Here is a 13828-nt window from a genome sequence, read left to right as displayed (position 1 = left end):
TCCTCCCGGAAAGGCAGCCGGCGATGAAACAGGAAACCTCACGGGCGACCGTGAGACTCCCGGCCCTTCAGGGCCGGGAGGATGTCAACTGCAGCGGGTGGAACACCGCGTCGTCGTAGGCCGTGGCGGCGAAGGCGTCGGTGACGTGGTCCCGCAACTGCTGGCGGCCGACGAGCACTCCGGTGGTGGCGGCGTCGTGCGCCGACGTGGCCACCTGCAGCACCATCCGCGCATAGCCGGACGTGTCCGGTGGCTGCGACACCTGATATGCCAGGCCGGCCCAGAGCCCGAGCAGCGCCGTGGCCGCGATGATCAGCCGGTGGGTCGGTTTCACTCGGCGCTCTGTACCCAGGTGGTGCGGGCCGCTAATCCTGCGGCGGCCGGTCGCCGCCGGGTCGGTCGTCGGACGGGCGCCGCGCGCCGGGGTGCCCCGGCCGGATCCGGCGGCGTACGGCTGCCGCTACGGTGGACGCTCCGGATGGCACACGTCACCATCCCGAACCTGGCCGCTGTCGTCAGGTGTGCCCGCGAGGTGCGGGACGAACGCCAGGTGCGGTGAAGGAGGGCACGGAAGGTGGCCGGACACGGGGAGTCCTTGCCCGGGCGCGCGGGAGCAGTGGTCGCTGTGGCGGTCCTGGTCGTGGCGTCCGTTCCGGGTCGGGCGGCGGCAGCCCCGTCTCCGGCGCCAACCGCCAGCGCGTCATCGACCCCCGTGTGCCAGGTGCGAGACGGTCGGTTGACCGAGATCTCCGGGATGGTCGCCACCGGCACGGGGTTCGTCGTGGTCAACGACAGCGCCGACGAGGAGCCGCGCCGCCGGATCTTCTTTCTCGACGCCGACTGCGACGTCGTGCGGACGGTGCGCTATCCCTCGCGCCCGAGGGACACCGAGGACCTCGCCGTCGACCCCGACGGGACGCTCTGGGTCGCCGACATCGGCGACAACGATCGCACCCGGAAGACCGTCGCGCTGTGGAAGCTGCCACCGGGCGCTGAGCGGCCGGTGCTGCACCGCATGACCTACCCGGACGGCCCGCACGACGCCGAAGCGCTGCTGATCAACGGCGGCCGGCCCGTCATCGTGACCAAGCAGGGCGACGCCGCCGGCCTGTACGCCCCGACCGGCGACCTGAAGCCCGGTGCGACGGTGCCCCTGGAACGGGTCGGACAGGTGCGACTGCCGCACACCACCACGAGCAATCCGTTCGCGTTCCTCGGCGGACTGGTCACCGGCGCGGCCACGGCGCCGGACGGGCGCCGCGTGGTGCTGCGCACCTACGCCGACGCGTTCGAGTTCGACGTCGACGGCGACCTCATCGCTGCCCTGACGAGCGGCACCCCGCGAATCGTGCCGCTGCCCGACGAACCTCAGGGCGAGTCGATCACCTACAGCCGGGACGGCCGCTTCCTGCTCACCGTCTCCGAAACCGCCGACCAGCCGCCGGGCACGAAGCCGACCATCCTTCGCTATCCCGTGCCGGTGGTCGCCTCCGCGAGCGCTGAGGTGGCAGCGCCCACTCCCACCGCCGCGAAGGTCGGCGACCCACCGGGCAGCCGCGGGAAGGCGGCGATGGTCGGCGCTGTGGGGATCATCGGCCTGGGCCTGGCCGTCGCGGGACTGATCGGGATGACCCGGTCGCGCCGTACCGGAAAGCGGTAGCAACCCGCTGGTCGGTTCGCTGCCGGATTCGGCGCGTGGAGCGTCTGGCAATCCTGATGGGTGGTCATCCTCGTCGCTGGCGGCAGTTGCCTGACCCGCCTTCCTGCGGTGCCCGATCGGTCAGGTTGCTCCGTCCTCCTTTTGGCGTGGTGGCAGCCGGCGGAAATTGACCGGTAGGCGACTGAGATATCTGTCACCACGCCGATGTGGTGGCCGGAAGATGTGCCTTGAGCAGGGACTTTGCCGGCGATCGGTCGACTGGCTGACAGATCGGAAAGGGTGGAATCCGCTGACGGGAAATTCACTGTCAGCTAGCCGTCCGCCAATTCGCTTTTCCTGCGGCGGCGCGTGCCGCTCACTGTAGGCACTCATTTTGATGAAACGGAGTCAACCGTGTCCACCACCAATGTGACCGGGCAGGCGATCGTCCTCGGCGGCAGCATCGGGGGCCTGCTCGCCGCGCGGGTGCTGAGCGAGTCGTACGCGAAGGTGATCGTCTTCGACCGGGACGAGCTGCCGGCGGAGGCCGTCGACCGCAAGGGTGTGCCGCAGAGCGGGCACGCCCACGGCCTGCTCGCCCGGGGTCGCCAGATCCTGGAGGAGCTCTTCCCCGGCCTCACCGCGGACCTGACCGCCCAGGGGGCGGCCGCCATCGACATCCAGCGTGACTGCGTCTGGGTCAACGACGGACACCGGATCCCCCGGGTCGCCTCCGGGCTGGAGGGGCTCTGCGTCAGCCGGCGCGCCCTGGAGGCGTACGTGCGGGAACGGGTCCGCGCCCTGCCCAACGTGGAGGTCCGCGACGGGTGCGAGGCGTTGGGGCTGCTCACCGACGCCGACGGCGGCGCCGTCACGGGCGCGCGGATCCTGCCCCGTGGCGATCGGGAGGAGCGCCACGCCGCCGACCTGGTCGTGGACGCGACCGGCCGCGGCAACCGCGGCCCCACCTGGCTCGCCGAGCTCGGCTACCAGCCGCCCGTCGAGGACCGGGTGGACCCCCAGACCGTGTACGTCTCCCGCGACTACCGCCGCATTCCGGGCGAGACCAACTTCGCCGCCGTCGTCTGCAGCCCGTCGCCGGCCGCCCCGTACGGCGGTGTCGCCATCTCGGCGGAGGGCGACCGGTGGATGATCACGCTGCTCGGCGTCGGCGCGGACCAGGCCCCGCCGGTCGACCCCGAGGGTTACCTCGCCTTCGCCGGGCGGCTGCCCGCCCCGGAGCTGCACGCGCTGCTGAGCCGGGCGGAGCCGCTCGGCCCACCGAAGCGGATGCGGCTGCCAACCAGCGTGCGCCGCCGCTACGAGCACCTCGCCCGCCTGCCCGAGGGCTTCCTCGCGGTCGCCGACGCGATCTGCAGCTTCAACCCGGCGTACGGGCAGGGCATGACGGTGGCCGCGGCGGAGGCGATGGTGCTGCGCGACTGCCTCCGGCAGGGCCGGCGGGAGCTGCCCCGCCGCTTCTTCGCGGCAGCGGCGAAGGTGGTGGACGTGCCGTGGGACATGGCCGTCGGCGGGGACCTGCGTCATCCGACAGTCGTCGGGCCGCGCAGCCGCCGGACCCGGTTCCTCAACGGGTACGTCGCCCGGCTGCACGCCGCCGCCGCGCGGCACCCCGCCGTCGGGCGGCGTTTCCTGAGCGTCGCCAACCTGATGACGCCGCCGCCGGGGCTCTTCGCCCCCGGGGTCGTCGCCCGGGTGCTCTGGTCAGGCCGTCGTGCCACGCCTCCGGTGGTCCCCGTGGCGCCGCCGGCGCGGGTCGAGGAGTTGGTCGCCCCATGACCCGGGCATCGCGGGTGGGTGGCCGGGGGTAGCCCGTAGGGCCTGCCCGGCGGATGGCACCCGGTCCAGCCGGACCGGGTGCCATCCGGTCCCGGTCAGCTGGAGATGTTCCGGACGGTGTTGTACAGGTCCGCCACCTGTTTGCCGTAGTACGGCGAGAACATGTACTGCGGCAGGGTGTTGTACTTGAAGTCGTTGTGCCCGTTGAGGTAGCCCCAGTTGCCGTCGAACGACATCAGCCAGCCGCCGCCGGACGAGCCACCGGTCATCGGAATTGCGGCGTGGAAACCCGGCCGTTTACGGCCGGGAGGAAACGCCGCCCCTCCCTTCGGTGATCGTCTCATATGGACAGCTGCTAGAATGTGAGGAATGGGTGATGCGGTGAAGCGGGCGTACAAGTACCGCTTCTACCCGTCTCCAGAGCAGGCTGAGCAGTTGAACCGCACCTTCGGGTGCGTGCGTCTGGTGTACAACCGGGCGTTGGAAGCCCGCACCCGGGCGTGGGCGGTCGACCGTCAGCGCACCACGTACGTGCAGTCCTCGGGGTGGCTGACCGAGTGGAAACGCACCGATGAGCTGGCGTTCCTGAACGAGGTCAGTTCGGCCGTTGCAGCAGACGCTGCGGCATTTGCAGGCCGGGTTCGTGGCGTTCTGGGACAAGCGGGCCCGGTACCCGAGGTTCAAGTCCAAGCGCAAATCCAGGGCGTCGGCGGAGTACACGCGCTCCGCGTTTCGTTGGCGTGACGGTCAGCTCACCCTGGCCAAGATGACCACGCCGCTGGACATCGTGTGGTCGCGGCCCCTGCCGGAGGGGGCGGAGCCGTCGACGGTCACGGTGTCCCGGGACGCTGCCGGCCGCTGGTTCGTGTCCATCCTGGTGGAGGACCCGATGGTGAAGCCGCTGCCGCCGGTTGCGGCGGAGGTTGGTGTGGACGCGGGTATCACCAGCCTGCTCACCCTGTCCCAACCGATCCCCGGAATGAGCGACGAGCACGGCAAGGTGGCCAACCCGCGTTACGGGCAGGCCGACCAGCGGAAGCTGGCCAAGGCTCAGCGGGACCTGGCCCGCAAACAGAAAGGCTCCGCGAACCGGGCGAAGGCCCGACTGAAGGTGGCCCGGATTCATGCCCGTATCGCCGACCGGCGGCGGGATCACCTGCACAAGCTGACCACTCGACTCGTCCGTGAGACCCAAACGGTCGCGATCGAAGACCTCAGCGTGCGGAACATGCTCCGCAACCGGCGCCTGGCCCGCGTCATCTCCGACGCAGGCTGGGGCCAGTTCCGCAGGATGCTGGAGTACAAGGCCGACTGGTACGGGCGTGAGGTGATCCCCGTCAACCGGTGGCTGCCCACGTCCAAAACCTGCTCGACCTGCGGACGGATCAACACCGCGCTCGCCCTCAACGAGCGCTCCTGGACGTGCCCGGGTTGCGGGGTCGAGCACGACCGGGACATTAACGCTGCCAAGAACATCCTCGCCGCCGGGCTGGCGGAGAGGTAAAACGCCTGCGGAGCTGACAGAAGACCTCAAGGGAAAATCCTCCCGGAAAGGCAGCCGGCGATGAAACAGGAAACCTCACGGGCGACCGTGAGAATCCCAGCCCTTCAGGGCCGGGAGCATGTCAAGTAGTTGAGCATGTAGGTGCCACCGCCCCCGTCGTAGGTGGGGCCGTTCTCCGCGGTGAGCACCTCACCGTTGAACGGGGACGCCGCCGGGTAGCCGAAGGCGTAGTCGTACTGGCCGATCGGGTAGTTCCAGGCAATTCCCTGGCCACCGAGGTAGTCGGTGATCCGCCAGCCGTTGCTGCGGGCCATCACCGCCGACCCGACGTCGTTGGCGAAGTCGCCGTTGTTGTTGAACCAAGCCGTGGTCGTCCACAGCTGTGTGGCGTACCAGTAGCCGTAGGGGGCCGATCCATTGTTGTAGTTCGGGACGATGGTCCAGTTGGTCGCCCACGCCCGGTTGCCGGTGAGGCAGTGACCGGCGGTCCACACCTCGGACTTGCCCTCGGTGTTCACGATGGTCGCCGAGCAGACATAGTTGCCGCCCGTATATGTATTAACCGTCGTCTCTTTAAGATCAAGTAGTAAGATGACGGAAGATGTGACGAAATCGGTCGATCATTTGCGCCAGTGCATTGACTATTACGGATGATTGTGCAGGGGTTGCCGCGTCCTGAGAGCGGCATCAGCGGTTGCCTGCTGGCTGGGACGGTGCGCCGGCGTCGGAGCGCGGCAGGTGGGTGCAGTGGACCACCGTGGCGTCATCAGGCATCGAAGCATCGGGGCCTGCGGAGGTGCGGGCTTCGGCCTGCCGGACGCGGCGGATGATGTCGGCCGGCCCGTTGGCGCTGAGCAGGTCCAGCACGCCGGGCCAGTCGGTCAGGGCGTACGGGCTGACGATCCGGCTGGCGCCGTTGCTGAGCAGCGCGACGCCGGCCAGGTCATGCAGGGGCCGGCTGCCGGTCACCGCTTCCGCCGCCGCGTGCGGGTCGTCCTTGGCGATCCAGTAGCCGCCCGGCCGGTTCCGGCGAGCCCGCAGCGCCTCGACGCAGGAGTCTCGGATGCGGTCGTACTCCGGCGTTCCCCGAGGAACGCCTTCCAACGGCGCCGAGCAGATCCGCCGAGCGGTGACCTCACGCTCGTCGGTGATGACCTGCGGGCCACCGCGGACCTGGTCGAGGACGAGGAAGGAATCCGCGAGCAGCAGATAGTCCAGCCGGCCTCGGTGGGCGCGGACCATCACCACGGTCGCCTGGGGGCTGCTGGGGTTCGTGATGTCGCAGGTGTCCCGGTGATCGGCGGCTATCTCGGCGATCGTGGTGGCGAGGATCGCCGGGAGGTCGCGCCCGTCGTCCCGCGACAGCCGCCCGAGCAGCGCGCCGCCGAGACGGTGGGTGTACCAGGCGACACCGTGGGAGCAGATCGACTCGGTTCCCGGGATGCCGGCGCCGTCCAGCAACACAACGGCGCCGGGAACAGCGCCGGCGAAGTCCTCGTTCGGCTGCCCGGCCGCACCGGGGCTGGTCGCCATGCTGACACGCACTCGTGGGCTCCTTGAGTCAGGGACAGCAGCCGTTGCTGTCCTATCCTGCGGCGATTCCGCTGCGCACGCGCACCTGCCACCGCGTGCAGGCCATCCCCGTGCCGCACCACGCCGCTACCCGTGCGGAAGGGCTCACCACGAAGACAGATCACCTCCGCCCAGTTCCGGTTTCCGGGTAGGGAGCGGCATGCGGGTTGGTATGCCTGTGGGGTGTCGGAGCGAGCGAACGACGAGCAGCCGGCGGCGGGCGGCAGCGGGCCAACCGAGGACGGTGGGACCGCGTCCCAGACGTCGCTGGCGGGTCCGCCGAGCGCGGGGAAAGCGGCCGGGCTGACCCTGCTGCTGGGTGCGCTGGGTGTGGTGTACGGCGACATCGGCACCAGCCCGCTGTACGCGTTGAAGACGGTCTTCACGCTCGATCGCGGCCTGGTGCCGAACGACCGTGACGTGTTCGGGGTGATCTCGCTGGTCTTCTGGTCGATCACCCTGATCGTGTCGATCAAATACGTGATCTTCATTCTGCGGGCCGACAACGACGGCGAGGGCGGGGTGATGGCCCTGGCCGCTCTCGCCCGACGGGCGCTGCGCAACGCCGGTGGCCGGCGAGCCGCCACCGTGCTGGCGCTCGGGGCGCTCGGCGCCGCCCTCTTCTACGGCGACAGCGTGATCACCCCGGCGATCTCGGTGCTGTCGGCGGTCGAAGGGTTGGAGGTCTCCTCCCCGCAGTTGGCGGTGGTCGTGCTGCCGCTGTCGGCGGCGATCCTCACCGTGCTGTTCGCCGGGCAGCGCTGGGGCACTGGACGAGTCGGGAACGTGTTCGGGCCGATCATGCTGCTCTGGTTCGCCTGCCTGGGCGTGGTCGGCGCGGCCGAGGTGCTGCGTCACCCGAGCATCCTGGCCGGCCTGTCACCGACGTATGCGGTCCTGTTCGTCGTGGAACATCCGGTCATCGCGTTCGTCGCGATGGGTGCGGTGGTGCTGGCGATCACCGGCGCCGAGGCGCTCTACGCCGACATGGGTCACTTCGGTCGCGCCCCGATCCGCCGGGCCTGGTTCGCGATCGTGTTTCCCGCGTTGACCCTCAACTACCTCGGCCAGGGCGCGCTCATCCTGCGCGCGCCGGACAGCCGGGCCAATCCGTTCTTCCTGCTGGTGCCGGAGTGGGCGCGGCTGCCGATGGTCGTCCTGGCCACCGTGGCCACCGTGATCGCGTCCCAGGCGGTGATCTCCGGGGCCTTCTCTGTGTCCCGGGAGGCGATGCGGTTGGGTTTCCTGCCCCACCTGCGCATCCGGCAGACCTCTCAACGGGAGTACGGGCAGATCTACCTGCCCGGGATCAACTGGAGCCTGTTCGCGGGGGTCCTGGTGGTGGTGTTCGCCTTCGGTTCGTCCACGAAACTCGCCGCCGCCTACGGGGTGGCGGTCACCGGCACGTTCCTGATCACCACGACCCTGGTCCTGGTCGTCGCGCGGATGCTGTGGCGCTGGTCCGCTCGGCGGGTGGTGCTGTTCGGGGTGGTCTTCGGCAGCATCGAGCTGGTCTTCTTCGCCGCGAACCTGGCCAAGGTCAGTCACGGTGGCTGGCTGACGCTGTTCATCGCGGTCGTCCTGTTCACCATCCTGGTGACGTGGCGGCGTGGCGCCGCGCTGGTCACCCCGCGACGCGCCGAACGGGAAGGTCCACTGGCTGAGTTCATCGACACCCTGCACCGCGCGAACATCCCGTGGGTGCCGGGCACGGCGGTGTTCCCGCACCCGAACAAGGAGACGACGCCGCTGGCACTGCGCGCGAACGTCGCGCACAACCACGTCCGGCACGAGCGAATCGTGCTCATCTCCGGTCGTACCGCGAACGTCCCACACATTCCCTGGGAGCAGCGCCTGACCGTCGACGACCTCGGCGACCCGAATGACGGCATCCTCCACGTCAGCGCCGTCTTCGGCTTCCAGGACCCCACCGACTTCCCCGAGGTGCTGCGCCGCGTCGCCAGCCACCCCCTGGCCAGCGGGATCGCCCTCGACCAGGTCTCCTACTTCGTCTCCAGGATCACTCTGCGGTGCACGCAGCAGCCCGGGATGGCCACCTGGCGGAAACGCCTGTTCATCGGGCTCGCCCACAACGCCGCCAGCCAGGCCGAATTCCTTCACCTGCCCCAGGAACAGACCATCGTGCTGAGCGCCGAGGTCCCCGTCTGAACCACGCCGGGCGCCGCGCCCGACAGTGGTGCGGTTCGCTGTCGTCCACGTCGGACCGGCAGGCTCAAGAGTCCCTCAATTTCCCCGCCCGCAGTGCGCCCACGCGCGGTGACCGGCCTAGGTTCAGCTCACTTCGATGGAACACGGCGACGTGCAGCACCAGAGGAGCACCCATGGCCCCCACTCCGCCCACCGATGCCGAGCTGAACGTCCTGATCCGGGCTCGGCTGGCCGCACTCGGTATCGATCTCGACCAACTCCCGCCCGGCAGCACCCCCGACCCGGAAACCGGCTCGCCCGGGCAGGAGTCGGTGCTCGCCTCGCTGCGCTCGTTCCTGCGCGGCACCGTGGCGGCGCTGGCCGCGTACCAGATGCCCGCCCCCGGCACGACGGACCCCGCGGTCGGGAAAGCGCTGTCGCAGCAACACGTGCCGATCCTGTACCCCTCGAACAGCGCAGAATGGCGGAAGGCATGACCGTCGAACCACTCGACCGCTCGATCGACCGCCGGGCGTTCCTGGCCCGCGCTGCCGCGCTGGCCGTCGCCTCTGCCGCAGGCGCCACCGTCGCCGCACCCTCGATGGCGGTGGCGAGCAGCGCCCTGACCGTGAACCCGGGGACGCGGAACCAGGCCCTGGACCAGCCCAACGCCTACACCCAGCCCCGGCCGGAGGCCGTCGCCGATCCGACCGAGCTGACCATCGCCGAGGCAGCCTGGCTCATCCGCGCCAACAAGCTGACCCCCGAGCAACTGGTCGAGGCGTACCTGGCACGCATCTCCACGTACGACGGCACGTACCAGGCCTTCAACCTGGTGCTCGCCGACGCGGCCATCGCGGCAGCCCGCGACGCCGCCCGCGCGCCGCGACCCGGTGCGCTCCACGGCATACCCCTGGCGATCAAGGACAACTACTACACCGAAGGCGTCCTCACCACCGCGAACTCCTTCCTGTTCAAGGACTTCGTGCCGCCGTACGACGCGACCGCGGTGGCCCGGCTCAAGGCGGGCGGCGCCATCGTCCTCGGCAAGACGCAGATGGGCCCGCTGGCCACCACCCGTGCCACCACCCCGGCCGGCGTGGTCACCACGGTGAACGCCTGGACGCCGACCAACCGCAACACCGACCCCGGCGGCTCATCCACCGGCACCGCCACCGCGGTCGCCGGACGGATGGCAACCTCCGGCATCGGCACCCAGACCGGTGGCTCGATCACCGCCCCCTCGAACGCGCAGAACCTGACCGGGCTCAAACCGACCATGGGGCGGGTCTCGGCCGCCGGCGTCATCCCGCTCAGCTACACCCGCGACCATCCGGGCCCGCTGGCGCGCGACGCCAAGGACGCCGCCATCATGCTCACCGCGATGGCCGGTGCGGACCCGGCGGACCCGCGCAGCCAGGGGCTGCCCGACGTGCCCGATCTGATCGACGCGGCCACCCCGGTGTACCGAAGGAACCGGGTCAAGCTGCGCTGGAACACCAGGATCGGGGTGCTGCCCGGATTCACCAACGGCACCTCGGCCACCGCGGCGGCCCGCCAGGCCTACCTGGCCCAGCTCGCCGAGCTACCCGGCGCCACCCTCGTGGACGTTCCGCTGCCCGAGGGGTGGAACCAACTGACCGGCGGCACCTTCAACAACATCCGGCTGCCGGAGCGCAGCGAGCCGTTCATGCCGTACCTGCGCACCGACCTGCGCGGCTTCGGCGTGTCGGTGACCAGTTGGCTGCAGGGAGCGCTGCTGGGCGGCAACGAGTTCCTCACGGGCCAGCGAGCCAAGCTGCTGCTGATGGAACGGGTCCTCAACGACCTGTTCGACCTGTGCGACGTGGTGGTGCAGACCGACCCGGTGCCGTTCGACATCCTCGGCCTGCCGGAGATCGCCTTCCCGATCGGGTTCACCGCCGCCGGCGTGCCGATCGGCACCATCCTCGGCGGCCTGCCGTACGCCGAGGACCGACTGTTGTCGGTGGTGGCCGCGTACCAGGCGACGACGGACTGGCACCTGCGGCGCCCCGCCGACCCGCCCGCCCCAACCAGGGCACGCGCGGAAGCACCGACACAGGAGCTTCGGCTGACGGCCGAGCAGGTCGCCGAACTCACCCAGTAGCCGGACGGAGGGCGGGAGGCGGCTCCCGCCCTCCGTTGTTCCACGCTGGATCGCGAAGCGAATATCTGCGCTGCGGTCGCGGAAAACCTCGACCGCAGTTCTCCCGTGCCGTTGAAACGACGCCCTGCGTTCACCTACCTCCCCGGGCGGGGGAGACGAATTGCGGCGAGACCGCAGCGGGGCAAGCGGGGTTCTCCTGAGCCGCCCCGCTGCTGGTCCGCGTGCTGTCGCCGCAGCCAGTCCGGCTGGGGCCGGCGACATCAGCAAGGCTCAAGATTTGCTCAATTGCCGCGGCGGGCGTTCCTGAAAATGATCGAAGCCGGTTGAATCGATCTCACCCGATCTGGTGCGGCCGCCCCTGTCGGACCCTTTTCCGTTGTGCACTGTGCTGTGAAGGGGTGTCAGGTGAAACGAAGACTGTCGCGGACGGCGCTGCCGGTCGCCTGCGTACTGACGTTGATCGGTACGCCGGTGCTGACCTCGGGAACCGTCGCCAGCGCGGGGGACCGCGTACCGAAGCCGGAGTCGGTGATCGGGTGGGTGCCCTGCGCGGACTACAAGTTGGCCACCTACGAGCAGATCGCCGACTACTACCGGGCGCTCGACAAGGCCAGCGACCGGATGAAGCTGGTCGAGATCGGCAAGACCAGCGAGGGCCGGCCGCAGTTGATGGCCATCGTCTCCTCCGAGAAGAACCTCAAGGACAAGGACCTCGAGCGCTACCGCCAGACCTCGGTGAGGCTGTCCCAGGGCGACACACTCTCCGAGTCGGAGGCACGGGACCTGGCGAAGAACAGCAAGGCCATCGCCTGGGTCGACTTCGGCATCCACTCCACCGAGGTGGCCGGTCACCAGACCGCCCCGCAGTTCGCCTACGACCTGGTGACCAGCGAGACGCCCGAGGCACGCGCGATCCGGGACAACGTCATCACCCTGCTCGTGCCGAACGTCAACCCGGACGGCGGCACCAAGGTGGCCGAATGGTACCGGCAGAATCTCGGCGGTCCCTACCAGGACGCCGGCTATCCGGAGCTCTACCAGAAGTACGCCGGGCACGACAACAACCGTGACTGGTACATGTTCAACCTGCAGGAAACCCAGAACATCGGGCGTCAGCTGTTCCACGAGTGGATCCCGCAGGTCATGCACAACGTGCACCAGACGGCGGTCTTCCCGGCGCGGATCAGCATCCCGCCCTACGAGGATCCGCTGAACCCGAACATCCACCCCCAGGTCGTCCGCGGCGTCAACCTCGTCGGCGACGCGATGGGACAGCGGCTGGAGCGGGAGGACAAGGGCGGCGCGCTGGCGCGCCAGTCGTACGACATCTGGTGGAACGGCGGCGCGCGGACCGCGCCGTACTACCACAACCAGATCGGCATCCTCACCGAGACGGCGCACGCCTCGGCGACGCCGCGGGTCTACGACCCGGCGACCTTCCCGAAGACCTTCGCGGACGGCACCTCGACCAGCGAGCCGTCGGTGTTCTACCCCAGCCCCTGGAAGGGCGGCGAGTGGCACCTGTCGCAGAGCTGCGACTACATCAAGACGGCCTCGTGGGCGATGCTGCGGGTGGCCAGCGACGACCGGGAGTCCCTGCTCTACGGGGTGTCGCAGATGGCCCGCGACGGGGCGCGTGACGGCAGCAAGACCACCTACGTGATCCCGGCCGACCAGGCGGACTTCCCGACCGCCACGAAGCTGGTGGACAAGCTGCGGTGGAACAACATCCGGGTCGAGCAGGCGGTGAGCTCGTTCACCGTCGGCAACCGCACCTACCCGGCCGGCAGCTACGTCGTCCGTGAGGCGCAGCCCTACCGGGCGGCGGTCCTGGACCTGCTCAACGCGCAGAAGTACCCGGACCGTCGGCTCTACCCCGGTGGCCCGCTGGAGCCGCCGTACGACATCACCGGTTACACCCTGTCGTTCCAGATGGGCGTCACGGTCGACAAGCTGAACCAGCCGGTCGCGGCCACCACCCGCCAGGTGGACTGGCCGACCGTGCCGGCCGGGGTGGTGGCGGGCGCACCGAAGTACGCCTACGCCCTCGACTCACGCGTCAACGACAGCTCCGCCGCCGTGAACTCGCTGCTCGCGGCGGGGGAGAAGGTCTACCGCAGCGGCGGCCAGGTGACTACCCGCACCGGCACGCTGCCGGCTGGGACGTTCCTGGTCACGCCGGCGGCGGGCACCGACGCGCGGGTGACGTCGCTGGCCACCCGGCTGGGGCTCAGCATCGCGGCGGTGGACGTCAAGCCGGCGCAGGTGACGACGCTGGCCGCACCCCGGATCGGCCTGTACGACGGGTTCAACAACTACGACGAGGGTTGGACCCGGCTCATCCTCGACCAGTTCGGCTTCGGGTACCAGAAGCTGACGAACGCCGCGGTCCGAGCCGGCGATCTGCGGGCGAAGTTCGACACGATCGTGCTGCCCGACGCCACGTACAGCTCGATGCGCAACGGCCGCACGGCGGGGTCGCTGCCGCCGGAGTACACCGGTGGGATGACCGACGCGGGCGTGGCCAACCTCAAGAAGTTCGTCGAGGCGGGCGGCACGGTCGTGACGCTGAACAAGGCGGCCCAGCTGCCGATCAAGGCGTTCGGCGTGCCGGTCAAGGACGTCACCGAAGGCGTGGCGGACACCCGGTACAACATCCCCGGTTCCGTGCTGAACCTCAACGTCGACGCCACCGACCCGGTCGGCGCCGGGTTCGGCTCGTCCGCGTCCGCGTTCGTCGCCAACGGCCCGGCGTTCGAGGTCGACGAGGGCGCCCAGGGCGTCACCGTGGCGGCCACCTGGCCGAAGACGAACCTGCTGAAGAGCGGCTTCCTCCTCGGTGACGACGTCATCGGCGGGAAGGCCGCCGTGGTGACGGCGAAGGTGGGCGACGGGAACGTGGTGATGATCGGCTTCAAGCCGCAGCACCGGGCCCAGTCGCACGGCACCTACCGGCTGCTGTTCAACGCGATGTACCTCGGGGGCCAGGGCTGACCTGACCTCGATCGTGGTGGCCGGGCGCACTGCTGCGCCCGGC

Annotated in this window: 12 protein-coding genes; 8 read left to right on the top strand and 4 right to left on the bottom strand. The window is 69.8% G+C overall.

Annotated features, from left to right (window positions below; genetic code table 11):
- Nucleotides 1-67 precede the first annotated feature (67 nt).
- Entirely contained in the window at nucleotides 68-334 is a 267-nt protein-coding gene (locus tag ACY34I_RS34030) for a hypothetical protein (protein WP_462759272.1), read from the bottom strand.
- Between the two features lie 402 nt (nucleotides 335-736).
- On the opposite strand from ACY34I_RS34030, the gene ACY34I_RS34025 reads away from it, so the two are divergent.
- Entirely contained in the window at nucleotides 737-1660 is a 924-nt protein-coding gene (locus ACY34I_RS34025; protein ID WP_462759271.1) for a hypothetical protein, read from the top strand.
- A gap of 393 nt (nucleotides 1661-2053) precedes the next feature.
- Nucleotides 2054-3439, top strand: a complete 1386-nt coding sequence (locus tag ACY34I_RS34020) for an FAD-dependent oxidoreductase (protein WP_462759270.1) — start codon at nucleotides 2054-2056, stop codon at nucleotides 3437-3439.
- Between the two features lie 95 nt (nucleotides 3440-3534).
- On the opposite strand, the gene ACY34I_RS34015 is transcribed toward ACY34I_RS34020, so the two are convergent.
- Nucleotides 3535-3708, bottom strand: a complete 174-nt coding sequence (locus ACY34I_RS34015; protein WP_462759269.1) for a hypothetical protein — start codon at nucleotides 3706-3708, stop codon at nucleotides 3535-3537.
- Between the two features lie 100 nt (nucleotides 3709-3808).
- Here ACY34I_RS34015 and ACY34I_RS34010 point away from each other — a divergent pair, with 100 nt between their 5' ends.
- Nucleotides 3809-4183 (top strand): helix-turn-helix domain-containing protein, encoded by a 375-nt coding sequence (locus ACY34I_RS34010; RefSeq protein ID WP_462759268.1) that lies wholly within the window; start codon nucleotides 3809-3811, stop codon nucleotides 4181-4183.
- A complete protein-coding gene (locus ACY34I_RS34005) occupies nucleotides 4083-4943 on the top strand; it encodes an RNA-guided endonuclease InsQ/TnpB family protein (RefSeq protein WP_462759267.1) in 861 nt (286 codons plus the stop codon). The genes ACY34I_RS34010 and ACY34I_RS34005 overlap by 101 nt, the downstream gene beginning before the upstream one ends.
- 104 nt (nucleotides 4944-5047) lie before the next feature.
- On the opposite strand, the gene ACY34I_RS34000 is transcribed toward ACY34I_RS34005, so the two are convergent.
- Both ACY34I_RS34000 and ACY34I_RS33995 read right to left on the bottom strand, forming a co-directional pair.
- On the bottom strand, nucleotides 5048-5461 hold the full coding sequence (locus ACY34I_RS34000) for a trypsin-like serine peptidase (RefSeq protein WP_462759266.1): 414 nt from the start codon (nucleotides 5459-5461) through the stop codon (nucleotides 5048-5050).
- Between the two features lie 169 nt (nucleotides 5462-5630).
- Nucleotides 5631-6488 (bottom strand): hypothetical protein, encoded by an 858-nt coding sequence (locus ACY34I_RS33995; protein WP_462759265.1) that lies wholly within the window; start codon nucleotides 6486-6488, stop codon nucleotides 5631-5633.
- Nucleotides 6489-6698: 210 nt separating this feature from the next.
- Between ACY34I_RS33995 and ACY34I_RS33990 the strand changes: the two genes are divergently transcribed.
- The 4 genes from ACY34I_RS33990 (at nucleotide 6699) to ACY34I_RS33975 (ending at nucleotide 13785) form a co-directional block, all read left to right on the top strand.
- A complete protein-coding gene (locus tag ACY34I_RS33990; RefSeq protein ID WP_462759264.1) occupies nucleotides 6699-8684 on the top strand; it encodes a potassium transporter Kup in 1986 nt (661 codons plus the stop codon).
- Between the two features lie 173 nt (nucleotides 8685-8857).
- Nucleotides 8858-9160, top strand: a complete 303-nt coding sequence (locus ACY34I_RS33985; RefSeq protein WP_462759263.1) for a hypothetical protein — start codon at nucleotides 8858-8860, stop codon at nucleotides 9158-9160.
- Entirely contained in the window at nucleotides 9157-10791 is a 1635-nt protein-coding gene (locus tag ACY34I_RS33980; protein ID WP_462759262.1) for an amidase, read from the top strand. Before ACY34I_RS33985 ends, ACY34I_RS33980 begins: the two co-directional genes overlap by 4 nt.
- A 405-nt stretch (nucleotides 10792-11196) precedes the next feature.
- A complete protein-coding gene (locus ACY34I_RS33975) occupies nucleotides 11197-13785 on the top strand; it encodes a M14 family metallopeptidase (RefSeq protein WP_462759261.1) in 2589 nt (862 codons plus the stop codon).
- The last annotated feature ends 43 nt before the right edge of the window (nucleotides 13786-13828 follow it).

Source organism: Micromonospora sp. RTBAU3-60 (assembly GCF_054963695.1).
Note: the sequence above shows the minus strand (reverse complement) of the source record. Positions and strands in the feature narration are given on the sequence as shown.